The sequence below is a fragment of the Streptomyces morookaense genome (genome assembly GCF_013030945.1).
Lineage (GTDB): Bacteria > Actinomycetota > Actinomycetes > Streptomycetales > Streptomycetaceae > Streptomyces > Streptomyces morookaensis.
In genome coordinates this window covers 47183-69494 of the sequence record NZ_JABBXF010000054.1, presented here as the reverse complement: position 1 = coordinate 69494, position 22312 = coordinate 47183, and the positions used below count along the sequence as shown (strand labels likewise).

The 22312-nt window shown below is 73.4% G+C and carries 18 protein-coding genes; 6 read left to right on the top strand and 12 right to left on the bottom strand.

What is annotated here, in order from left to right:
* Nucleotides 1–103: 103 nt before the first annotated feature.
* The 7 genes from fxsT to HG542_RS22775 form a co-directional block, all read right to left on the bottom strand.
* The gene (gene fxsT, locus HG542_RS22805) at nucleotides 104–3118 is read right to left on the bottom strand and encodes an FxSxx-COOH system tetratricopeptide repeat protein (RefSeq protein WP_171084385.1); all 3015 of its coding nucleotides are present in this window, start codon (nucleotides 3116–3118) and stop codon (nucleotides 104–106) included.
* A 58-nt stretch (nucleotides 3119–3176) separates the two neighbouring features.
* A complete protein-coding gene (locus tag HG542_RS22800; protein ID WP_171084383.1) occupies nucleotides 3177–4508 on the bottom strand; it encodes an aKG-HExxH-type peptide beta-hydroxylase in 1332 nt (443 codons plus the stop codon).
* Nucleotides 4475–4666, bottom strand: a complete 192-nt coding sequence (locus HG542_RS22795) for an FxSxx-COOH-like cyclophane-containing RiPP peptide (RefSeq protein WP_171084382.1) — start codon at nucleotides 4664–4666, stop codon at nucleotides 4475–4477. The genes HG542_RS22800 and HG542_RS22795 overlap by 34 nt, the downstream gene beginning before the upstream one ends.
* 66 nt (nucleotides 4667–4732) lie before the next feature.
* Nucleotides 4733–7879 (bottom strand): SAV_2336 N-terminal domain-related protein, encoded by a 3147-nt coding sequence (locus HG542_RS22790; RefSeq protein ID WP_171084380.1) that lies wholly within the window; start codon nucleotides 7877–7879, stop codon nucleotides 4733–4735.
* A gap of 4 nt (nucleotides 7880–7883) precedes the next feature.
* Nucleotides 7884–8888 carry an AAA family ATPase gene (locus tag HG542_RS22785; protein ID WP_171084378.1) on the bottom strand — a complete coding sequence of 335 codons (1005 nt, stop codon included), beginning with the start codon at nucleotides 8886–8888 and terminating at the stop codon, nucleotides 7884–7886.
* 100 nt (nucleotides 8889–8988) lie between these two features.
* The gene (locus HG542_RS22780) at nucleotides 8989–11139 is read right to left on the bottom strand and encodes a VMAP-C domain-containing protein (protein WP_255316081.1); all 2151 of its coding nucleotides are present in this window, start codon (nucleotides 11137–11139) and stop codon (nucleotides 8989–8991) included.
* Nucleotides 11136–11516, bottom strand: coding sequence for a CU044_2847 family protein (locus tag HG542_RS22775; RefSeq protein ID WP_171084374.1), 381 nt, complete (start codon nucleotides 11514–11516; stop codon nucleotides 11136–11138). The genes HG542_RS22780 and HG542_RS22775 overlap by 4 nt, the downstream gene beginning before the upstream one ends.
* A 109-nt stretch (nucleotides 11517–11625) precedes the next feature.
* On the opposite strand from HG542_RS22775, the gene HG542_RS22770 reads away from it, so the two are divergent.
* Complete coding sequence (locus HG542_RS22770) at nucleotides 11626–11805, top strand: DUF6104 family protein (protein WP_171084372.1); 180 nt, start codon at nucleotides 11626–11628, stop codon at nucleotides 11803–11805.
* 202 nt (nucleotides 11806–12007) lie between these two features.
* Here the strand turns inward: HG542_RS22770 and HG542_RS22765 are convergent, their stop codons facing one another.
* Nucleotides 12008–12775, bottom strand: coding sequence for a hypothetical protein (locus HG542_RS22765; RefSeq protein ID WP_171084370.1), 768 nt, complete (start codon nucleotides 12773–12775; stop codon nucleotides 12008–12010).
* Nucleotides 12776–12880: 105 nt separating this feature from the next.
* Here HG542_RS22765 and HG542_RS22760 point away from each other — a divergent pair, with 105 nt between their 5' ends.
* Both HG542_RS22760 and HG542_RS22755 read left to right on the top strand, forming a co-directional pair.
* A complete protein-coding gene (locus HG542_RS22760; protein ID WP_171084368.1) occupies nucleotides 12881–13744 on the top strand; it encodes a DUF4097 family beta strand repeat-containing protein in 864 nt (287 codons plus the stop codon).
* The gene (locus HG542_RS22755) at nucleotides 13744–14460 is read left to right on the top strand and encodes a PadR family transcriptional regulator (protein ID WP_171084366.1); all 717 of its coding nucleotides are present in this window, start codon (nucleotides 13744–13746) and stop codon (nucleotides 14458–14460) included. Before HG542_RS22760 ends, HG542_RS22755 begins: the two co-directional genes overlap by 1 nt.
* Here HG542_RS22755 and HG542_RS22750 read toward each other — a convergent pair.
* The 3 genes from HG542_RS22750 to HG542_RS22740 all read right to left on the bottom strand — a co-directional run bounded on the left by HG542_RS22750 (nucleotide 14432) and on the right by HG542_RS22740 (nucleotide 17900).
* Entirely contained in the window at nucleotides 14432–15538 is a 1107-nt protein-coding gene (locus tag HG542_RS22750; RefSeq protein ID WP_171084364.1) for a glycoside hydrolase family 5 protein, read from the bottom strand. The two genes, HG542_RS22755 and HG542_RS22750, sit on opposite strands and share 29 nt — an antisense overlap.
* 21 nt (nucleotides 15539–15559) lie before the next feature.
* Nucleotides 15560–16522, bottom strand: coding sequence for a zinc-binding dehydrogenase (locus HG542_RS22745; protein ID WP_171084362.1), 963 nt, complete (start codon nucleotides 16520–16522; stop codon nucleotides 15560–15562).
* Nucleotides 16523–16676: 154 nt separating this feature from the next.
* Nucleotides 16677–17900, bottom strand: coding sequence for an NAD(P)-dependent malic enzyme (locus tag HG542_RS22740; RefSeq protein ID WP_171084360.1), 1224 nt, complete (start codon nucleotides 17898–17900; stop codon nucleotides 16677–16679).
* A gap of 489 nt (nucleotides 17901–18389) precedes the next feature.
* Between HG542_RS22740 and HG542_RS22735 the strand changes: the two genes are divergently transcribed.
* From HG542_RS22735 to HG542_RS22725, 3 genes are read left to right on the top strand one after another with little or no spacing between them, the layout of a single operon-like run.
* The gene (locus tag HG542_RS22735) at nucleotides 18390–19361 is read left to right on the top strand and encodes an ABC transporter substrate-binding protein (RefSeq protein ID WP_171084358.1); all 972 of its coding nucleotides are present in this window, start codon (nucleotides 18390–18392) and stop codon (nucleotides 19359–19361) included.
* Between the two features lie 39 nt (nucleotides 19362–19400).
* Nucleotides 19401–20384: an amino acid ABC transporter permease gene (locus HG542_RS22730; RefSeq protein ID WP_171084356.1), complete on the top strand. Its 984-nt coding sequence runs from the start codon at nucleotides 19401–19403 to the stop codon at nucleotides 20382–20384.
* Nucleotides 20381–21142: an amino acid ABC transporter ATP-binding protein gene (locus tag HG542_RS22725; RefSeq protein ID WP_304414298.1), complete on the top strand. Its 762-nt coding sequence runs from the start codon at nucleotides 20381–20383 to the stop codon at nucleotides 21140–21142. Before HG542_RS22730 ends, HG542_RS22725 begins: the two co-directional genes overlap by 4 nt.
* Nucleotides 21143–21391: 249 nt before the next feature.
* On the opposite strand, the gene HG542_RS22720 is transcribed toward HG542_RS22725, so the two are convergent.
* On the bottom strand, nucleotides 21392–22165 hold the full coding sequence (locus HG542_RS22720; RefSeq protein ID WP_171084355.1) for a class I SAM-dependent methyltransferase: 774 nt from the start codon (nucleotides 22163–22165) through the stop codon (nucleotides 21392–21394).
* Nucleotides 22166–22312: the final 147 nt, after the last annotated feature.

The following is a 22312-nucleotide window of genomic DNA, read 5'->3' as shown; positions in this document are numbered from 1 at the left end:
GGGTCCGCATCGTTTTTCGGTGCGGGCCCTTTTGGGTTGCTCGCGCAGTTCCCCGCGCCCCTTACGGGGCGCGGGGAACTGCGCGAGCAACCACAGACGGCGGTCAGCCGAGGTACGGCTCGAAGTCCCAGTACGGCCGCACCCGTTGGCGCGCCGACAACGTATGCGGGTGCTGCGCACCCAAGGTGCGCGTAAGGCGCTGGAGGGCGTCCTCCTCCACCTTCCCCGCCTCCTCGTGCTGCCGCAGCCCCCGCAGGTCCATCGCGAGAGCGACCTCGCACGACAACGTGAACGGATGATCCTGCCCGAGCGCATGCCGCGCCCGGCGCAAGGTGTCCCGGCTCAGCTCCTCCGCGCTGTCCAGGCGGCCGTTGAAGTTGCGGCCGGCGGCCGCGTTCAGGGCGCAGCCCAGGACCGCGGGGTGGTCGGGGCCCAGCGCGGCCGCCAGGCCCGCGTACGCCTGCTCGAACAGGGTGAGCGCGTCGGCCCGTTCGCCCGCCGCCTGCAGGATGAGGCCCACGTTGGACTGCATCCCGGTGCTGATCGGGTGTGCGGGGCCCAGCAGTTCGCGGAAGGCGTGGTCGCCCTCCAGGATGAGGTCGCGCGCGTGGTCCAGTTCGCCGTGCTCGCGCAGGTAGTTGCCGTAGTCCACGAGGAAGGTCGTCGTGGCGTAGTGGCGGCGCCCGTGGACCTGCTCCATCTGCTCCAGCAGGCCGGCCATCGCGCCGCCGATGTCCTGCAGCGTCCCGGCGCGGCGTTCGCAGAGCACCAGGTTGTGGCGGGCGCGCAGGGTCTGCGGGTGCTGCGGGCCGAGGACCTGGATGTGCATGCGGACCACCAGTTCCTGGCGGGCCAGGGCGTCCGCGTAGCGGCCCATCAGGCGCAGGTCGCGGGCGCAGGAGAGGCCGGAGACGAGGGTGGCGGCGTGCCGGGTGCGCAGCAGGGCCTCGCGCTTGCGCAGGGTCTCCAGGTCGATGTCGTACGCCTCGGCGTAGCGGCCCAGCAGCCGTAGGCCCAGGCCCAGGTTGTGCTGGGCGAGGAGGGTCAGGTAGTCGTCGGGGCCCAGCAGTCGCAGGGCCGTGTCCAGGACCTCGCGCTGCATCTGCAGCGCCTCGGCGTACTGACCGAGGTACCGCTGGTCGGCGGCGAGGCTGCTGGTGGCGGTCATCAGGGCGGTGGGTTCGGCGCCGGGGGTGCAGCGCAGGCGTTCCAGGACGGCGCGGTCGAGTTCGTAGGCGGCGCGGAAACCGCCGTGGGAGCGCAGGATGTTGGTCTGCTGGGTGGTGAGGTCGAGCATCCGCGGGTGCTCGGGCGGGAACATCTCGGACCACTGCATGCGGATCTTCTCGGCGAGTTCGGCGCCGAGGCGGAACTCGCCGCTGCGGAAGCAGTAGCGCAGCAGGTTGAGGACGGTCGTCTGGACGCCCGCGTCGTTGCTGGCGAACGCGCCGGAGGGCTCCAGGTGGGGCAGCAGTTCGGCGTAGCGCGGCCACAGGCGGCTGTCCTGGGGGTTGCCGGGGTCGGCGGCGGCGAGCGTGCGGCGGACGACGCGGCGGTATTCGCGCTGCTCGTCGGGGGCGGTGAGGCGGGAGACGATGTCGTGGACGAGCCGGTGCATATGCACCGACTCCTGTTCGGGGCCGGGTTCGCCGGCCAGGGCGGTGCGGGTGTCGCGGGCGCTGATGACGGAGTAGCTGACGAGGGTGTCGAGGGCACGGGTCCAGCTGGGCAGGTCGCCGGCGAGCCAGGCGAGGCCCTCGGGCAGTTGGGACGGCGGGAGGCGGCGCACGAGGCCGATGGGGATCCGGCCGGGCGCGAACGCCGTGCACAGCGACAGGAGTTCGACGGCGTGGGGCTGGGCCTCGCGGAGCCGGTTGATCAGTATCGACCAGGAGGTGAGGGACGAGCGGGGAACGCTGTCGAAGCCCGGCTGGTCGGCGAATCCGGCGAGTTCGCCGCTCCGCACCATGCGCAGGTAGTCGGCGACGTCCATGTCGGATTCGCCCAGCCAGGCGGCCGCCTGGACGAGCGCGAGGGGGATGTCCTCCAGCTCGGCGGAGACCGCGTCGGCCTCCTCCGCGGTGATCCGCGGGGCGCGGCGCATCAGGTAGCCGGTGGACTCGTGGCGCTGGAAGCCGGGGATCTCCACGGGGGTGGCGCCGGCCTCGGCCCAGCGGCGGTTGCGGGAGGTGATCAGCACATGGCCCGCGCCGTCGGGCAGCAGGTCCTCGGCACCCTCCGGGTCGTCCCAGCCGTCGAAGATCAGCAGCCAGCGGGGGTAGGGGTCGCCGCGGCGCAGCGCCTCGTGGACGGCGCGGATGCGCTCGCCGGGCTCGGAGCCGGCGATCAGGCCGAGTTCGGGGGCGAGTTCGCCGAGGCGCTCGCGCTGGGTGCCGCGGGTGTCGGAGTTGACCCACCAGACGACGTCGTAGTCGGAGCTGAAGCGGTGCGCGTACTCGGCGGCCAGCTGGGTCTTGCCGATGCCGGGCATGCCGACCAGGGCGCACACGGCGGTGCCCTGGTCGGCGTCCATCAGCTGTTCCTGGAGGGAGTTGAGCAGGTCGTCGCGGCCGGTGAAGCGGGCGTTGCGGCGGGGGACCTCGCCCCAGACGGCGGGCGGGTCGTTGGGGTAGCGGGTGCCGGGGCCGGGTGGCAGGGAGCGGCGGGCGGGGCCGGCCGGGAGGTCGAGCCGGCCGAGCAGCCGGCGCTCGGCCTCCTGGGCTCCCACGCCCCACAGTTCGACGGGCTTGAGGACGACGGTGGCGGGCAGCAGGGGGCGGTTGGTGAGGTTGACGGCGGCGAAGCGGTCGGCGTTGCGGGCGACGATGCCGCGCAGGGCCTCGGACCACTCGCCCTCGCGGCGCGGGCCGAGGGCGAAGAACCAGTCGTCCAGCACCAGCAGGATCCGGCCGGTGGCCAGCAGCAGGTCGCCGAGGTAGTCCTCCAGCGGCACCTCGCGGCGCGGGTCCCAGCGGTGCAGGACGACGGAGTGGCCGTGGCTCTCCAGGCGGTGGGAGATCCAGGTGCCCCAGGGCCGGTGGAACCCGGCGAAGACGACGACGAAGCTCTCGCCGGCCTGCGCCGAACCGCTGCCGGAACCCTGCCGCTGCGTGCTCATCGCCCGTCTCCCTCGTTCCTTCGCGGTGCCCCCGGCCGAGACCGGCTTTGCCCCAAGATTACCGTACGTCACTGGAAGGTGACGTTCCGCAGACCGTCGCCGACGGGCCCACGGACCGCCGCAGGCAGCCGAGGTGCTGCTGCATACAGGCCGCGAACTCCCGTCCGGCGGGAGTCAGTTCCCTGGATTCAAGCAGGAGGGGCAGGGCTTGCGCGACCTGCCTGCGGCAGGCATCACCCCGCGCCACGGCGACATTCCGGACGGTGGGCGCGAGGCCGTCGCGGCGGGCCGCCCGGGTCCAGAAGTCGGCGAGGGCGAGATGGGCGTACGTGCCCTGGAGCACGCCCTCGAAGGGCCGCGGGTCGGGGCGCCAGGGGACCTGGTGGACGGCGTCCGGGCCGGCCCGGTGCAGCGGTACGAGGTCGTGGAGCACGGCGAGTTTGCTGTGCTGGGTCTCGTGGACGAGGACCTCGGCCAGGTCCGCCGCGGTGTCCGGCAGGGTGCAGAGCACCGCTCCGGGGGCCGCCCGGAGGGTGGCGCTGATCTGCCCCGCATCATGGCCCAGCGGGCCGCTGCGGGTGAGCGGCACCAGACAGCGCAGCAGGGCCGTGGTCTCCGCGGCGCGCAGCGGGTCGGCGAAGCGCAGCAGGGCCAGGGCCGCGCGCCAGCGGGGCAGCCAGGGCTGGACGGCGGTGGCCGAACGCGGGGCGGCGGGCAGGGCGGTGTGGCCGACGCCGCCGGGCGGGGCTCGATACGGGTCCAGGTCGTCCAGACAGCCGGCGCTGCCGGGGAGCGGGCGCAGGCCGCGCCAGCCGGTGCCGCTGCCGTGCACGCGCCCGGCGGCGCGGTGCAGGACGGGGCCGGGGTCGAGGTGGGCCGCCGGGCCGCGGGCGGTGAGGCGGGCCGTGGGGGTGCCGCAGCCCAGTACGCCGATGCCGGGCAGGGCCAGCACGCCGCCGGGGGCGGCGAGTTCGAGGGTGAAGTCGGTGCCCGCCCGCAGGGCGGCGGAGGCGGCGACGGCCCCGAACCCGTCCAGGAGGCCGGCCAGTTGTCCGCCGTCCGCGGCGGCGAGGACGCGGGCCAGCCAGTGGCCCACGGCCGGGTAGTCGAGGGTGCGGCGCACCGAGTGCGGGTGCAGCGACTCGGCGGCCTCCAGCAACCTCCAGTGGTCCTCGAAGCGTTGGCGGGCGGGGGCGGGTACGGCGCCGGGGTGCCGCTCCAGCCGGGTCAGCAGGGACTTGAGCAGCACCAGGCGGCGGCTGTGCACCCCGCCGAGCAGCAGGGCGACGTCACCGTGGGCGGACCGGGTGCGGGCCAGGCGCGCCAGGGCCGGCCCGGCGGGCCGGGGGCCGGGCATCATCCGCGCGCCCGGCCGCCCTCGGTACCGCACGAGTACCAGGTCTCCCCCAGCTCCGCCGGGCGCTGCAGGGCGCGGTCGACGACGGCCGCCAGGACCGGGTCCTGTTCGGGGCGCGCCGCACGCAGCGAGCGCAGGCTCATCCCGGTGAGGTCGGGCAGCGGCAGCGTTCCGCTCTCGTGCTTCGGCACCCTCTTCTCCTCCCTGCCGCCCGCCGCGGAACGGCCCCGCGGCTGCACGGTTCTTCCCAGGCCCCGTCATCCGGAAACGCGTTCGAGCCGCCGGATGCTGTTCCGGTTGGCCTCGACCTCGTCCCACGGCACCTCGGCCAGCCGGTCGGTGAGTTCGTGCCAGGCGCGCTGTGCGTCGCGGTAGGCGGCGAGGGCGGAGCGGTGGAGTCCCATGCCCTCCAGGACGATGCCGTACCGGTGGGCGGCCCGGGCCGCGACGAGGTACGCCTCCGCCGTGCGGGCCTCCTCCACGGCGGACGCGAACGCCGCGGCCGCGTCGGCCTGCGGTGCCGCCCCGCGCTCGGCCAACGCCAGCCGTGCCTCGCCGAGTTCGAGCCAGGCCTCGGCCCGGGTGGGCCCGTCCGGTGCGCGCCGCGCGGCCTGTTCCAGCAGGTGACTGCTCTCGTACAGGTCGGGCAGGAACCCCTGCCGCCGGAACCGCAGCACCAGCGCCCGCCCGAGCAGCAGCTGGGTCCGCGACAGCAACGGCGACCGCCCCGGACTCATGGCGAACGCCTCCCGCAGCACGGCCTCGGCGCGGGCGGCCGCATCGTCCACCCCCTCGGCGGCAGCGGCCACCGCCGACCGGTCCGGATCGACGGACGCCTGAGAGGGAACCGGCACCACCGGCGTGCCGTGCGGCGGAGTCGACAGGTCCGGGCCGCGGGACGGCCGGGGCGCCCCGGCGGCGGCCCGGCGCAGCAGCGACTCGCCCCATTCCATGAGGAGTTCGCAGCGCTGCACACTGTGCCGGTCCGTGAGGGCGACCGCGGCCGCATAGGCCTCGTCCGACTCGGCCGGCGCCCCGGCGGAGTCATGGGCGCGGGCCTGTTCCGCCAGGCAGGCCAGCCGCTGCAGGTCGTCCGTGGCCGAGGCCGAGGCGCGGGCCAGGACGGCGAGCGACTCCGTGGCGGGGGCCTGTGCCAGGCGCAGCGCCCCGGCCAGGTCGAGCAGGGCCGCGCAGCGCTGTGCGGGCGGGGCCTCCGTGGTGTCCAGGAGGTCGCAGGCGATGCGGAGTTCGGCGGCGGCCTCGGCCGCGTGCGCGGCGCCCAGGTCCAGCAGGACGCGGCCCAGGCGCAGATGCCGGGCCGGGCGGCCGCCGGGGAGGGCGCGCAGTATGCGGGCGGCGGTCAGCAGGTGGTGGTCGCCGCCGTGCTGTTTCCAGCAGGCGTGGTGGGCCGCGGCCAGTTCCAGGGCCGCCTCCGTGTGCCGGGGGCTGCCCGCGGGGGTGTGGGCGTGGACCTCGTCCAGCAGGTCGACGGCCTCCTCCAGCACGCTGCGGCACGCCTGTGCGTCGCCGCGCACGGCCTCGGTGCCGGCCAGGGCCAGCAGCACCTCGCCCAGGACGATCCTGGCCCTTATGCCGTCGGCGTCCCCCTCCACGGCGAGCGGGGCGCCGGCCGCCGGGCGGGCCAGGGTGCGGGCGCGGTGCAGCAGGGTCGGGTCGGCCTGGACCCGCCACAGGCGCAGCAGCCGTTCCGCCTCGCCCACGGGGCCGCTGCCCACCGGCACGGGCCGGTACCAGCGCACCACGCGGGCGGGGATCTCCGCGAACAGCTCGGGCTCGGCGGCCCCCGACAGCAGCCGCTCGGGGCCCGGCGCCACGGGCTCGTCGCCCGCGAGCTGCGCGGCCGCGAGGGCGGCGAAGTTGCGGGCGCCCTTGCCGAAGTGCCGTTCCACATAGTCCGAGCAGTGCTTGAGCACCAGGGCCGCCGCGCCGCGGTCGAGGTTGCGGAGCAGCATCTCCCGCACGCCGTCGGCGAATTCGTACCAGTACGAGGCCGCGTCCACGCCGGGGAACCCGTCGTCCCGGGGGTCGGGGACGCGCTGCAGCAGCCCGCCCAGCAGGACTTCGGCCAGTTCCATGGGCCCGGTGTCGGGCAGCATCGCGCGCTGCACCACCTGCATCACCGGCAGCGTCAGCGGAACGGCGGCCAGGTGCACGGCGAGCCGCAGCGCCCCGGGCGAGGCGCCCGCCCGGAACGTCCGGAGCAGCTGGTCGGCGTCGCGGCCGGTGCACCCGGGCGGCACCGGCCGGGCCGGGTGGTCCGGCAGCAGCCAGCCCGCGGCGCCGTGCACGGTCGTCCGGCCGGGGCCGGACAGCAGCCGCGCCCAGCTGCCCAGCGCCTCGCGCGTGGGCAGCAGGACGGGCACGGGCAGCGCGCCCGGGGCGGGCAACGGGCCGTAGCCCTCGGGTTCGAAGCCCAGCCGGCCGCCGGGCCCGGGGTCGCGCACCAGCGTGCCGCCTCCCGCGGGCAGCGCCGTCCGCGGCCACATCCGCGGCGGCAGCGGCTGCACGACGGCCAGCGGCGAACTCCGCGACCAGTGGTGCAACAGCCGCTGTGCCCGCCCCTCCTGCCACAGCGGCCCCACGCAGTCGCTGATGACGAGCGTGAGCCGCTGCCCGGTCGGGTCACGGAACTGGTCGGCGGGCCGCGGTCGTTGCCGGCGTGCCGCGGCGGGCGAGGCCGAGGTGCCGACGAGCGGCGTGCCGTCGTCCGCCCGGTGCAGATAGCGCACCTGGACGTCCCGGAAGACGCCCAGCTGGGCGCAGGTCTGCCGCAGTTCCTCCAGCATCCGTTCCCAGACCACCATGGAGGGCGAGGCGTCCATCAGCAGCTGCATGGACGCCGCCCGCCGCCCGCCCCGCCGGAAGACGGGGTACAGGACGCCCGTGCAGGCGCCGCGCTCGGCGGTTGCGTCCTCGTCCAGCGGCCCCCGGGCGCGCGCCGCCGCGGGCCGGTAGCCCCGCAGCGGCCGCAACGCCCGCTGCAGGCCGAGCAGTCCGGGCAGGGAGGCGGCCATCGGGATCCGTATCGGGAAGGCGTCGACGCCGCCGCCGGTGCGGCCGCCGCGGGCGTACAGCTGCACGGGACCGGTGCGCTCGGCGAGCCGCGACGCACCGGACCGCTCCGCCGGCGGCGCACCGTCGTCCCGCCCGGGCGGGCGGGCCTCCGGGGCCTCGACGGCGCTGTGCACGCCGCCGTCGGCGAACGCGGGGCGCGGCGGCTCCGGTTCGCTCTCCGCCCCGTGCCCCTGCTCCGCGGGGTACGGGCCCGTCCACCGGGCCAGCCACACCGCGTCCGCGAGCTCCTCCGCCGTGAGCTCCCAGGAGGCGGCGCGCAGGCGGGCGACCAGCTGCCCCAGCGGCTGCTCGGGGGGCGGCGCCGTCATGTCATCACCTCGGACGGTCGAGTGGCTGCATCAGCATTTCGGCGAGCCGGTCCCGCGTGACCCGTTCCGTGCGCGGCGCGTGCTGGGTGAGGAAGAGGGCGTTCAGCAGCTGGTCGGCGGCGATGACCTCACCCGGCTCGCGGTCCAGGAAGCGCTGGATGAGGGCGTCGCCGTCGGTCACGGCGTCGTCCCCCAGGTGCGCCCGCACCATCGCGGTCAGCTGCTCCTCGCCGGGCGGTTTGAGGTCGAGCTGGATGCAGCGCCGCAACAGGGCCGCGGGGAAGTCGCGTTCGCCGTTGGAGGTGAGCACGATCAGCGGGAAGGTGGTGCAGCGCACCCGCCCGCCCTGGATCACGGCCCGCCCGCCGTCGTCGGTGAGCACCTCGACCTCGGGCTCCCGGTCGGCGATCCGCTCCAGCTCCGGAAGGTGGAACTCCCCTTCCTCCAGGGCGTTGAGCAGGTCGTTGGGCAGGTCGAGGTCGCTCTTGTCGAGCTCGTCGACGAGCAGCACCCGCGGCTGCTCCGCCGGCAGCAGCGCCGTGCCGAGCGGGCCCAGGCGGACGTACGAGCCGATGGAGCGCCGCTCCCCGCCGTCGCCCCCGGCCCGCTCCAGCTGGACGTCCTGGAGGCGGGCGATGGCGTCGTAGTGGTACAGCCCGTCGCGCAGCGTGGAGCGGCTGACGATCGGCCAGCGCAGCACCCTGCCCAGGCCCAGCTCATGGGCGACGGCGTGCGCCAGCGTCGACTTGCCGGTGCCCGGGTTGCCCGTCACCAGCAGCGGGCGGCGCAGGTAGAGCGCGGCGTTGACGGCCTCGACCTCCTCGGGGCGCGGGTGGTGGTTCTCCACCAGCCGGCGCAGCACCCCGAGCCGGCGCGCGGCGCTGGGATCGGTGGCGGCCCCCGCGTCGGGCGCCGTCGCGGCGAAGTCCCGCCAGGGCGGGGGCGGCGGCAGCCGCCGGATCCCGTCGTGCGGCAGGCCCGCCCCTCGGTAGATGCGCCAATCGTTCACGCGTGGCTCCTCACGGCTGATGGTGACCTCAGGGGTGTCCGATGGGCCGGCGCCGCTCCCGGGACGAAGGTACCGGCCGCCGGAGCCGTGCGCACCGCCATCACGACACCCCTGGCCATGTGCCGGGGGCGTACAACGGCGTGTCGGGCAGCGGCGGATGGTCCGGCGAGTCGAGGAGCAGGGCGATCGACTGCGCCCACCGCGCGCCGGGGTCGATCTCGTCGGGATCCCCGCAGGCGATGCGGAGTTCGCGTATCCGGTGGGGCAGCCCCTCGGCCGTGCCGGCCTCGCTCACCAGCCGGGAGACCTGGTCGTGGAAGTCCGCGCAGTCGCGGTGGTCCGGGGCGCAGCGCCGCCAGATCGCCACCGCGTGCCCGGCGGCCAGCGCCGCCTCCATCGCGGCGGCCCCCGCGCCCGCCGCGGCCTCGCCGCAGTAGACCGGCACCGCGGTGTCGGCCACGAACGACAGTCTCCGGTACGTCGCGTGCCCGGTCTCCCGGCGCGGGCTGTCGTGGCCCGGCTCCGGCACCTCCTTGCGCAGCGAGACGGCCGTCAGCGGGCCCGCGGCCGCGGCCTTCCAGCGGCGGCGCCACTCCGGTATCGCGGGGAAGTCCCGGCGGCGCCGGTCGCGTACGACGACCACTCTGCGCTGTCCCAGCGGCATGGTGTGCGGGTCGATGCCGGAGGCGGCGCGGCCCGGCGGGGTCAACTGCCAGGTGTCGAGCGGCTCGTCGAACAGTTCGCGCGGCAACACCACGTGCAGGGCGGCCAGATGCTCCCCCACGTCCCCCAGGCTCAGCGCCTCGGCGATCGGCTCGCGCAGCGCCTCGCGCAGCAGGGCCCGGGGCACGCCCTCCTCGTCGAACTTGAGGGGGGTCACCAGGTCGTCCTCCAGCAGGAGTTTGACGCGCCAGGGGTAGCGGGTGCCGTAGAGCACGTCGTCGACCTCGACGATCACATCGGCGCGGGCGCGCGCCGGGGTGGCGGCGGGTGCGACGGGGCGTGACGGGCGCTTGTCCAGGTCGACGGTGTCGGGCCGCGGCCGGCGGAACGGCACCGGGCCGTCGGGGGCGCCGCCGTGCAGGATGTCGTCGATCTCCCACCGTATGACGTCGGTGAGCGGCTCGGCGTGGTTCTCCAGCCAGGTGCCGACGTCGCGCAGCAGCTGCCCGTCCACAGCCGGGCCCGGCCGCCCCGGCCGGCCGAGCTCCGCCACCACCAGGGCCGTGTACAGCAGCACGGCCTCCAGCTCCAGGTCCCGCCCGGGGCCGCGGCCCGGGTCGCGGCCGTCGGCATCGTCGCCGGCGCGCACGTCGTAGAGCAGGCCCACGCCCTCGCGCCAGCTGCGCGGGTCGTGCTCGACCCCCGGCTGGTACGGCCCCTGGATCACCCGGCGCTTGGCCCGGTCCACCAGCGCCATGACCTCGGCGGGCGTGCCGGGCGGCGGCAACTCCGCGAGCCGGGCGAAGAGATGGGCGCGCAGCACCGGCGTGAAGCTGTCGGCCGCGTGCGGGCGGTGATCCTGCTGCAGGCCCGTCCAGCTGCGCATGCCCAGGGTGCGGTAGCGCCGTAAGTGGTGGCGGTCGTGGGCCCGGACGACGGAGTGCAGCAGGCTGCGGCCGGGGGCGTCGTCGGCGATGCGGCGCAGCGCCGTGATGGGCACGGCCAGGCCCGCGGTGTCCTTGCCGCGGCCCTTGCTCATCCCGATCACCGCGCCGCGGGCGGTGTCCACCACGGGCCCGCCCGAGCAGCCGGCCACCGGGATCTCGCCGCGCAGCAGCATCGCATTGCCCTCGGTGCCGTCGCCGCCGGCCGCGATGCCGACGCCGAAGCGCAGGGCCAGCTCGCCGGTCTCCAGCGACCAGCCGTGCAGGCTGACCGGGGCGGGGACGATCGTCGAACGGTCGCTCAGCCAGAGGCAGTCGGCGCCGTCCGCGTCCGCCACCTCCACCAGCGCGAGGTCCGGCAGGGGCCAGCGGCGCGGCGGCGCGTCCGGGTCGGCCGGTCCGGGCAGGACCAGCGCGACGCGGCCCTGCACCGTGCGCTCGTCCGCGTCGGTGATGTCGATGGCCGTACTGCCGCCGAGCACGCCGCCACCCCCGTTCCCCACGACATGGGCACAGGTCAGCACCCACCCCGGTGCGATGAAGAAGCCACTGCCCCAGAACCCGGTGCCGCTTCGCTCATACCCTCCGCCCGGCGCGGAAATGCGTACGACCGACCGGCGCGCGGGGCCGTCCCAGGCGCTCAAGGAGCGGCCGGGGTCGCGGCGGCGGGCTCCGCTCGTTCCGCCTGGTTCCAGGTGAGCCGTACCGTGATCGACGCCTTGCCCTCGCCGTCCGCGAGCAGGCTGATGACCTTGCCGGCCTTGGCCGACAGCTCGATCCCGAACTCGACCTCGACCTCCTGCGGGGCCGCTGCCGCGAGGCCCATGCGGAGCGAGCCGACGACGCCGCGGACGACGTCGGACAGGCCGTCGGTCATGTCGGCGACGCGGCGCACGGCGCTGGAGTCGGCGTAGCCGCCGTCGTCCGCCGTGTCGTCCTCGCCGAGTTCGTGCGCTTCCGTGATCCGTGCCCAGACGACGGTGCCGTCGTCCAGGCGGACCTGAGTGATCCCCTGAGCCACGCGTCCCACCCCCCGCTAGCCGCGATGATGCAGCAGGCTAGTCGGACCTATCCTGGGGCCTCTACCCGTAATGCGTGACCATCGCTGACTATCACTGACGGAGAGTGCGTTGTACTTCACCGACCGCGGCATCGAGGAGCTGGAGAACCGGCGGGGCGAGGACGAGGTCACCCTCGGCTGGGTCGCCGAACAGCTCCGCACGTTCGTGGACCTCAACCCGGACTTCGAGGTGCCGGTGGAACGTCTCGCGACGTGGTTGGCGCGGCTGGACGACGAGGACGACGAGTAGGGGTTGCGTCGTCGGCTGCGGGTCCGCTGCGGTTGCTCGCGCAGTTCCCCGCGCCCCTTACGGGGCGCATGCCCCCGCCACCGACGGTCCGCAGCAGACGAGAGACGTCTGCGCCCCGAAGGGGCGCGGGGAACTGCGCGACCAGCCCCGGACGGCCCGCAGCCGACGACGGAGCAGGGTCCGGGGCGCAGCCCCGGAAACCTCAGCCCTTACGCGCCCGCCACGTGTCGTACGCGATGGTCAGAGCGCCGTCCGCGACAAGCAGCGCACCCGCCAGGCGGACCCGGGGGCGCCGCCGCCCCCACAGCAGCAGGCCCGCGCCGACGGCCACTTCGGCCACCCCCAGCGCCCGGGCCCGCGGCCCGCGCACGGCGGCCCGCCACCCCGGCCACTCCACCGGCTCCGCCTCCGGCAGGGACCCGGCCGCGGCCCGCAGCCGCTCCGCCCCGGCGCCGGGGGCCAGCCCGGGGCCCAGGTCCAGCCCCGCCCGCGACAGCACCGCGATCAGTCCGAGCACCCGCGCAGCGGCATCCGCGTCGGAGTCCGCCTCCGTGAGCCGGTCGAACGCCTCGGCGTCCAGCACCGGATCGAGCCCGAGCCGCGCCCGCAGCGCGGTCATCGCGTCCTCGCCGCCCAGCGGCGTACCGTCCGCGAGCCACGTGTAGCCGACGGTGCGGCGGAAGCCGGACGCCACCACGAAGCCCGCGCCCTGTTCGTCCCACCACAGCCCGACCGCCGGCCAGGTCTCGGCGACGGTCAGCGCGTGTGCCCAGTCCGCCGTCATGGCGGCGATCTGCGAGCCCTCCTCGCGCCAGGCCTCCTCACCCGGCACGAGCACGCTCCACCCCTCGCCCGCCGGGGCCAGGAGGAGCGGTTCGCGCAGGAGCTGCGCGGAAGGTCGGACGCGGTCGGGCTCGGCCCGGCAGAGCAGCAGAACCCCCGCCGCCCGGCTGTGATCAGTTGCGGACATGCGTCAACGCTAAGCCACGGCGGCGGCACTTGACTTCCACCGGCCGCGATATATCGTGTCTTGCAAGACGCGATATGTTGCGTCCTTGGTCAGAGGAGGCCCGGAATGCCCACCCAGTCGAAGTGGTCACTGACCGCGCCACAGAAGCTCACCTTCGACGAGCCGGTCACGGCCCTGAAGGTGCGCCTCGTGGCCGGCACGGTCAACGTCGTCGGCACGGACACCGGGCCCGCCCGGCTGGAGCTGACGGAGATCGAGGGCCCCCCGCTCACCGTCACCCACACGAGCGGCACCCTGACCGTCACATATGACGACGTGCCGTGGGCGGGCTTCCTCAAGTGGTTCGACCCCAAGGAGCGGTACCGCAGGGTCACCGTCACGCTCACCGTCCCGACGGCCACGCCCGTCGACGTCGGCACCGTCTCCGCGGGCGCCGTCGTCTCCCGCACCTCCGGCGACGCCAAGATCGCCACCGTCTCCGGCGAGGCCACGCTCGTCGGCCTGACGGGCGCGGTCCGGGCCGACACGGTCTCCGGCCGCCTGGAGGCCCAGTCGCTCGGCGGCGAGCTGCGCTTCAACTCCGTCTCCGGCAGCCTCACGCTGGTCGAGACCGAGGGCGGCACGGTCAAGGCCGACTCCGTCAGCGGCGACATGCTCGTCGACCTCTCCGGCACCGCCGGGACGAACCCCTCGCTCACGCTCACCAGCGTCTCCGGCGAGATCGCCATCCGGCTGCCGCACCCGGTCGACGCCGAGGTCGAGGCCAACACGGCCAGCGGCCCGGTCTCCTGCGCCTTCGAGGACCTGCGGGTCGGCGGGCAGTGGGGCGCCAAGCGCATCACCGGGCGGCTGGGGACGGGCAACGGCCGCCTGAAGATCACCACGGTGTCCGGCGGCGTGGCGCTCCTGCGCCGGCCGGCGGAATCCGCGGAACCGGGCCCCGGTCCGGTGGAAGGGAAGGTGCTCTGATGGCCCCCGTCTTCGCCCACGGCCGGCTGCGGCTCTATCTGCTCAAGCTCCTCGACGAGGCGCCGCGCCACGGGTACGAGATCATCCGGCAGCTGGAGGAGCGCTTCCAGGGGCTCTACGCGCCGTCGGCCGGCACGGTGTACCCGCGGCTGGCCAAGCTGGAGGCCGAGGGGCTCGTCACGCACGCGACGGAGGGCGGCCGAAAGGTCTACTCCATCACGGACGCCGGGCGCGCCGAACTCGCCGACCGGCAGGGCGAACTGGCCGAGCTGGAGCTGGAGATCGGCGAATCCGTCGCCGCGCTGGCCGCGGACATCCGCGAGGACGTCCGCGGCGCGGCCGGCGACCTGCGCCGCGAGATGCGCGAGGCCGCACTGCGGGCCCGCGCGGGCAACGGGGCGGGCGGCGGACCGGGCGGCGCCGAGGCGTTCACCGACTACTTCGCGGGCGCCAGGGAGGAGTTGCGGCGCGCGAAGGAGGAGTGGAAGGAGCAGGCCCGGCGGGCCAAGGAGGAGAGCCGGCGGGCCCGGCAGTCGTGGAAGGACGCCGGCCGCGAACTCGAGCGGCTGCTCGACCGGTTCCGCGACGAGGTGCGGGACACGGCCCGGGACCACGGCGTGACGGCCGATCAGCTGGCGGAGGTACGGGCCCACTTGACGGAGGCGGCGGCCGGCATCGGCGCCGTGCTCAGTCGAGGGCGGGGCCGGAAGGAGTGAACGGGCGCGCGGTGAGCTCCTTGTTCGGCAGGAACCGGCCCGCCGTGTCCACCGCGCAGTACCCGGCCCCGTAGCACCAGGTGTAGCTCGCCCAGCCGGAGGTGTACCGCTCCATCGACGCCAGCGCGTCGCGGTAGAACCGCCGCATGTGCGGCAACTCGCTGCGGGGCGAGCCCCATTCGCCCACCACGACGGGGACCTTGTACTCCCGCGCGTACCGCACCACGGCGGCCTCGAACCGCGCGAGCCAGCCGGAGGCGGGGTCGTAGTCCCGTCCCGCCTCCATCGCCGCGTCGTACAGATGCGGCGCGTACACCACCTTCGGGTCGGCGATCCGGCCGAGCCCGGTGGGCAGGCCCTCGCCGGCGGCGGGGGTCGGCTCCACGAACAGCCAGTTCCGCCGGTCCACGCGGCGGATCGCCGCGGCAATACGCCCGTACATCGGCGTCAGTTGCGTCGATTCGATGCGGCGCGCCGCGGCGGGGAAGTCCTCGCCGGGGCGCACTTTTCCCATCGGCTCGTTCATCAGGTCGTAGCCGAGAACCGCCGGATGCCGTACGAACCGGGCGGCCAGCACCTGCCACATGCGGGCCTGCGCATTCCGCAGATCCGCATCCTGGTAAAGGTGCTCGAACGCGGCCTGTACGGCGGGCTCGTAGTACTCGGAGAACCAGTCGCCGGGATGCGGCGTATACGGCAGGCCGTCCGTGCGCGTGGCCCATTCCGGAATGCCGCGGTGGCCGCCGAAAGCCGGTCCGTAGACGTCCTGATGGGCATCCAGGAGCACGCGGAGGCGATACCGGTGCGCCCAGTCCAGAATGCGCTCGATTCGGGCGAGATATCGCTCGCTGTAATGGCCGGGAACCGGTTCCAGATCGTCCCAGAACACCAGCAGGCGAACGAAGGTGAAACCGTGGGCGGAAAGGTCGCGGAAGTGGCGTTCCGTGATGTCCCGGAGGGCGTCGGGGCCGCGGTGGGTCTTGTCCTCGACGTTCCAGCCACGGAGCGGGACCGGCCCCGCCGGGGGCGGGGCCGGTGCCACGGCCACCAACAAGGCCGCCAGGACCGCGCGTAACACCCGGTACCTCCCCTGCGGGGCTCAGACGGTCAGGACCACCTTTCCGAACAGGTCTCCGCCCGCCATCTTCTCGAAGCCCTCCCGCGCCCGGTCAAGCGGCAGGACCGAGTCGATCACCGGCCGGACCCCGGTCGCCGCGCAGAAGTCGAGCAGGTCCGCCAGCTCGTCCTTCGTGCCCATCGTCGAGCCGAGGACCTTCAGCTCCAGGAAGAAGATGCGGTTGAGCTCGGTCGCGGGCGGGTTGGGCCCGCTGGTCGCGCCCGAGATGACCAAAGTGCCCCCGGGCTTCAGGGACTTGACCGAGTGCGACCACGTCGCCGCGCCCACCGTCTCGATGACCGCATCCACGCGCTGCGGCAGCCGCGCGCCCGTCTCGAACGCCGCGACCGCGCCCAGTTCCACGGCGCGCTCCCGCTTGGCCGCGTCGCGGCTCGTCGCATAGACCCGCAGTCCGGCGGCCGCGCCCAGCGCGATGGCCGCGGTGGCCACGCCGCCTCCGGCGCCCTGCACCAGGACGCTCTGGCCCGGCCGCACATTCGCGTTGGTGAAGAGCATCCGGTAGGCGGTCAGCCACGCGGTCGGCAGGCAGGCCGCCTCCTCGAAGGACAGCTCCTTCGGCTTCGGCAGCACGTTCCACGCCGGCACGGCGACGCGTTCGGCGAACGTGCCCTGATAGCGCTCGGTGAGGATCGAGCGGGGCTCGTCCGGGCCCACGCCGTGGCCGGTCTGGCCGATGACGGAGTGCAGGACGACCTCGTTGCCGTCCTCGTCGATCCCGGCCGCGTCACAGCCGAGGATCATGGGCAGGGCCTGCTCGGACAGGCCCACACCCTGCAGCGACCACAGGTCGTGGTGGTTGAGGGAGGTGGCCTTGACGGTGACGGTCGTCCAGCCGGGCCGCACCTCGGGCTCGGGGCGCTCCCCCAACTCGAGGCCGTTCAGCGGCTGGTCACGGTCGATGCGTGCGGCATAGGCAGCGAACATGATCAGAACCTAGCCGGGGCCGCGCCCGCGGCGGAACCGCAAACGCATGTGACACGCGCCGCGTCCGTCCAAGCGGTTCCCCGCGCCCCGTAGGGACGCGGGGAACCGCGCGAGCAACCACGAACGACCCGCAGCCGCCGAACCACACCTCGGCTCAGCGCCGCGCAACCCCGTCCTTCCGCGCGGCAAGCGCCACGGCGGCGGTGACGGCGGGCGCGACCCGAGGATCGAACGGCGACGGAATCACGCACTCCGCACTGAGCTCATCGGCCACCACAGCGGCCAGCGCCTCGGCGGCCGCCAGCTTCATGCCCTCGGTGATCCGCGTGGCCCGCACCTGGAACGCGCCGGCGAAGATGCCGGGGAAGGCGAGGACGTTGTTGATCTGGTTCGGGTAGTCGCTGCGGCCGGTCGCGACCACGGCCGCGTACTTGTGGGCGACGTCCGGGTGGATCTCCGGCGTGGGGTTCGCCATCGCGAAGATGAGCGCATTGTCGGCCATCGTGGCCACGGCGCTCTCCGGGACCGTGCCGCCGGAGACGCCGATGAAGACGTCCGCGCCGTCGAGCGCGGTCTCCAACGAGCCGGAGAGACCGGACCTGTTGGTGAATCCGGCCAGTTCGCGCTTGACGTCGGTGAGGTCCTCGCGGTCCCGGGAGACGATGCCCTTGCGGTCGCACACGGCGACGTCGCCGATGCCGGCCTCGACCAGGATGCGGGCGATGGCCACGCCGGCCGCGCCCGCGCCGGAGATGACGGTGCGCAGGTCGCCGAGCTCGCGGCCGGTGAGGCGGGCCGCGTTGCGCAGGGCGGCGAGGGTGACGACGGCGGTGCCGTGCTGGTCGTCGTGGAAGACGGGGATGTCCACGCGCTCCTGGAGGCGGCGCTCGATCTCGAAGCACCGCGGCGCCGAGATGTCCTCCAGGTTGATGCCGCCGAAGGAGGGCGCGAGCCGGGCGACGGTGTCGACGAGCTCGTCGACACCGCGGCAGTCGAGCGCGATCGGCACCGCGTCGACGCCGCCGAACTGCTTGAAGAGGATGGCCTTGCCCTCCATGACGGGCAGCGACGCCTCGGGGCCGATGTCCCCCAGGCCCAGGACCGCGCTGCCGTCCGTCACCACGGCGACGACCTGGGACTTCCAGGTGTAGTCGTGGACGAGTTCGGGCTGCTCGGCGATCGCGCTGCACACCTTGGCCACACCGGGCGTGTAGGCGAGGGACAGGTCGTCCCGGTCCCGGACCGGGACCGTCGCCCGGATCTCCATCTTGCCGCCACGGTGCAGCGCGAAGGCCGGGTCGAAGAGCTCGCCGTGAGCATCTCCGTCCTGACCGCTGTCGCTCCTGTCGCTCCGAGGATTCACAATCTCCGCTGACACTGTTGTTGACCCCTTTGTCGTAACTGCTGTCGAGGGTAGCCGCCCCGGGATGCGGAGCGGGTCGGACGCCGCGTCCGTGACAGGGGTGGTACGGACACCGGGCGCGCGCTGCAAACGGCGCGCCCTGAGCCCCGGGTGAGGGGTCCCGTGCCTTTCTACCGGATGAGTGCGAGCGCGGACGAGCGAGTTCCCGGGCGTTCTGCGGGTATGGGCGATTCCTGGTGACAAAAACATGCCAAGCCCGACCGGTTCCTTACCGACCAGTAGCGCATGCGGACGACCCGTTATCCGATTTTGATATAGCTGGGCCCCCGAATGGGGCACTCCGGATGGCAAGATGCGCAGACCGCACGAGGTCGCGACCGCACACACGGCGCACCGGACCTCTTCGGTACCCCTGTGCACCTCGGGTAACGCGTTACCGCTTGTGAACCACACGCAGTGTTGACCAGTCGGCTTACCCCCCCTCACCCGCAGGAGGAACCAGCAATGACCGCAAGCACCACCCCCCGCCCGGTTGCCGCCAGGAGTCGTTTGGCCGCGGCCGGCGCGATCGCGGTCGCCGGCGCCCTGCTGCTGACAGGCTGCGGCGACCAGCGCGGCAAGTCCGGCAACGGTGGCGGGGAGGCCACCGCCAAGGGCTCGTCCTCGGCGCCGCTCTTCGCCAAGCTGCCCAAGTCCGTCCAGGACGCGGGCGTCATCAAGGTCGGCTCCGACATCGCCTACCCGCCGGTCGAGTTCAAGAAGGACGGCAAGACCGTCGGCATCGACCCGGACATCGCCGCCGCGCTCGGCAAGCAGCTCGGTGTGACCTTCGAGTTCAACAACGGCACGTTCGACACGCTGCTGACCGGTCTGCGCTCCAAGCGCTACGACATGGCGATGTCCGCGATGACCGACACCAAGGACCGGCAGGAGGGCGTCGACTCCAAGACCCACAAGAAGGTGGGCGAAGGCGTCGACTTCGTCGACTACTTCACCGCGGGCGTGTCGATCTACACGAAGAAGGGCGACACCAAGGACATCAAGTCCTGGGACGACCTCTGCGGCAAGAAGATCGCCGTGCAGCGCGGCACGGTCTCGGACGACATGGCCAAGTCCGAGTCGGACAAGTGCGAGAAGGCCGACAAGGACAAGATCGGCATCGAGGCGTTCGACACGGACCTCGAGGCCCAGACCCGGCTGAAGGCCGGCGGCGTCGACGCCGTCTCCAGCGACTTCCCGGTCGCGGCCTACGCGGTCAAGACCTCGGGCGGCGGCAACGACTTCGAGATCGTCGGCGACCAGGTGGAGGCCGCTCCGTACGGCATCGCCGTCGCCAAGGGCAACACGCAACTGCGCGACGCCCTGAAGGAGGCCCTGGACGCCATCATCAAGAACGGCGACTACGCAAAGGTCATGAAGACCTGGGGTGTCGAGGCCGGAACGATCAAGGAACCGAAGATCAACGGCGGTTCCTGACCTTCCTTCCCTCGCACTGACCGTTGAAAGGTCGTTTCCATGACTGACTCCCCAGAGAAGCCGGAGAAGCCGCAGAATCCGGAGAAGGACGGGAAGGACGGGCAGACCGGGCAGCCCGGGCAGCCCGAGCCCGATGTCATACGGGCCATACCCGTACGGCACTACGGGCGTTGGGTCGCCGCCGCCGTCGTGATCGCGCTGCTGGGACTGCTGGTCAACGCGTTCGCCTCCGCGAACGTCCACTACGGCGCCATCCCCGACTACCTCTTCGACTCCTCCGTCGTCTCCGGCCTCGGCAAGACCGTCCTCATCTCGCTCCTCGCCATGCTGCTGGGTCTCGTCCTCGGCATCGTGCTGGCCGTGATGCGGCTGTCGAAGAACCCGGTGACGTCGTCCGTCTCCTGGCTCTACATCTGGTTCTTCCGCGGCACCCCGGTCTACGTCCAGCTGCTGCTGTGGTTCAACCTCGCGCTGATCTTCCCGGAGATCAATCTCGGCCCCATCTACCGTGACTACATGAGCTCGTTCATGACGCCGTTCATGGCCGCGCTGCTCGGTCTCGGGCTCAACGAGGCCGCGTACATGTCCGAAATCGTGCGGGCCGGCATCCAGTCGGTGGACGAGGGACAGACCGAGGCCGCGCACGCGCTCGGCATGAGCCAGGGCAGGACGCTCCGCCGGATCGTGCTGCCGCAGGCCATGCGCGTGATCGTGCCGCCGACGGGCAACGAGTTCATCAACATGCTCAAGACCTCGTCGCTGGCCGCGAGCGCCGCACAGTACCTGGAACTGCTGCGCTCCACCTCCGACATCGGGCAGACCACCGGTGCGACGGTGGAGATGCTGTTCCTCGCCGCCACCTGGTACCTGATCCTCACCAGCGTCTTCAGCGTCGGACAGTTCTACCTGGAGCGGTACTACGCACGCGGTTCGCTGCGCAGCCTGCCGCTCACGCCCTGGCAGAAGATCAGGACGAATCTGGCCGGTCTCGGCAACCGCACCAAGGGAGGCGTCAGCGCATGAGCGCCATGGTCAAGGCCGAGGGCGTCCACAAGTCCTACGGCGCCACACAGGTCCTCAAGGGCATCGACCTGGAGGTCGCACCGCGTGAGGTGTTCTGCCTCATCGGCCCCTCGGGTTCCGGCAAGTCGACGTTCCTGCGGTGCATCAACCACCTGGAGAAGATCAACGCGGGCCGGCTGTACGTCGACGGCGAACTCGTCGGCTACCGGCAGAAGGGCGACCGGCTCTACGAGCTCAAGGACAGCGAAGTCGCCCAGAACCGCCGGGACATCGGCATGGTGTTCCAGCGCTTCAACCTCTTCCCGCACATGACGGCGCTGGCCAACGTCATGGAGGCCCCCGTCCAGGTCAAGGGCGAGACCAAGGCGGTCGCCCGCGAGCGGGCGCTGAAGCTGCTGGACCGGGTCGGCCTGGCCGACAAGGCGGGCAACTACCCCTCGCAGCTCTCCGGCGGCCAGCAGCAGCGCGTCGCCATCGCGCGGGCGCTGGCGATGGAGCCGAAGCTGATGCTCTTCGACGAGCCGACGTCGGCCCTGGACCCGGAGCTGGTGGGCGACGTGCTGGACGTCATGCGGGGCCTCGCCGAGGACGGCATGACGATGATCGTGGTCACGCACGAGATGGGCTTCGCCCGCGAGGTCGGCGACTCGGTCGTCTTCATGGACGACGGCGTGGTGGTGGAGTCGGGAGCGCCGCGGGACGTGCTGACGAATCCGCAGCACGAGCGGACGAAGTCGTTCCTGTCGAAGGTGCTGTAGCGCCCCGTCAGGGGCGCGGGGCCCCGTTCGATATGCGGCTCCGCCGCGTGGGCGCGACCACGGCGCCCCGTCAGGGGCGCTGGGGGTACCCCCAGCGGTAGCTGGGGGAGGAACTGCGCGACCGGCCACAGCCGGCCCGCAGCCGACGCACCGCCTCGGGGTCCGGGGCGCAGCCCCGGGAACCTCGACCGCGGGCGCGTCACGGCTGAGCGCGCAGTTCCCCGCGCCCCTACGGGGCGCGGTCACCCGTCACTTCAGCGCCAGCACCATCGCATCGGACGGCGAACTCCACACGGTCCGCGCCTCACCGAACCCCGCCTCCCGCAGGGTGGCCGCGTGCCACCCTGCGGGAGGCGTGTCACCGTCGGCGTGCTCGCCGTAGATCCGGAAGCGCTCGGCGGTCGGCTCGGCCAGGACCGGGTCGGCGGCCGCGAGCTGCCACCAGTCGCGCCAGTCCAGGGCGCCCGCGGCGCGGGCGCGTTCCTGGCGGGTGTGGCGCAGGGCGCGCTCGGCCTGGTTGATGCGCGGGGTGGCCGGGTCCGGCATGTGGTCGGCGTTCATGAAGACGCCGCCCGTGCGCACCACGCCCGCGATCTGCCCGTAGAGGACGCGCAGATCGGTGGAGTGCAGCCAGTGCAGGGCGGTGGCGGTGAGCACGGCGTCGTATTCGGCGTGCGGCAGCCGGTCCGTCCAGTGCGGGTCCTTGAGGTCCGCGGTCACGAACTCCACGCGGTCGTCGCCCTCGAAGGTGCCGCGGGCGATGGTCAGCAGGGCGGGGTCGAGGTCGATCCCGGTGACGGTGGCCTTGGGGAAGCGCTCCAGCAGCCGCTGGGAGATCGATCCGGTGCCGCAGGCGAGGTCCAGGACCCGGGCCTCGGCGCCGACGCAGGCCTCGACCATGTCGAGCATGACCCGGAACCGCTCCTCGCGGTCGGGCAGGTACCACTCCTGCTGCCGGTCCCAGCTGGTCTGCCAGGCGCTCCAGTCCGGGGCGGTCGCCATGGTCTCGGACGTCTCGGACATCTTTCAGCTCCGCTCATCGAATGCGCCGCGGCAACGCGGTCGCACATGCCTACGGGCCGGGCCCCTGCGAAGCGAACACATGTAATACCCTCGAAGCAGGACCGGCCATTACTGATCGATGCCCCGCACCATAGACCTCGCCGCGTA

What these genes read in the sequence shown, in the direction of transcription:
- fxsT (WP_171084385.1), bottom strand. Translation starts at nt 3,118, where the DNA reads ATGAGCACGCAGCGGCAGGGTTCCGGCAGCGGTTCGGCGCAGGCCGGC.
- HG542_RS22790 (WP_171084380.1), bottom strand. Translation starts at nt 7,879, where the DNA reads ATGACGGCGCCGCCCCCCGAGCAGCCGCTGGGGCAGCTGGTCGCCCGC.
- HG542_RS22765 (WP_171084370.1), bottom strand. Translation starts at nt 12,775, where the DNA reads ATGTCCGCAACTGATCACAGCCGGGCGGCGGGGGTTCTGCTGCTCTGC.
- HG542_RS22760 (WP_171084368.1), top strand. Translation starts at nt 12,881, where the DNA reads ATGCCCACCCAGTCGAAGTGGTCACTGACCGCGCCACAGAAGCTCACC.
- HG542_RS22755 (WP_171084366.1), top strand. Translation starts at nt 13,744, where the DNA reads ATGGCCCCCGTCTTCGCCCACGGCCGGCTGCGGCTCTATCTGCTCAAG.
- HG542_RS22745 (WP_171084362.1), bottom strand. Translation starts at nt 16,522, where the DNA reads ATGTTCGCTGCCTATGCCGCACGCATCGACCGTGACCAGCCGCTGAAC.
- HG542_RS22735 (WP_171084358.1), top strand. Translation starts at nt 18,390, where the DNA reads ATGACCGCAAGCACCACCCCCCGCCCGGTTGCCGCCAGGAGTCGTTTG.
- HG542_RS22730 (WP_171084356.1), top strand. Translation starts at nt 19,401, where the DNA reads ATGACTGACTCCCCAGAGAAGCCGGAGAAGCCGCAGAATCCGGAGAAG.
- HG542_RS22725 (WP_304414298.1), top strand. Translation starts at nt 20,381, where the DNA reads ATGAGCGCCATGGTCAAGGCCGAGGGCGTCCACAAGTCCTACGGCGCC.
- HG542_RS22720 (WP_171084355.1), bottom strand. Translation starts at nt 22,165, where the DNA reads ATGTCCGAGACGTCCGAGACCATGGCGACCGCCCCGGACTGGAGCGCC.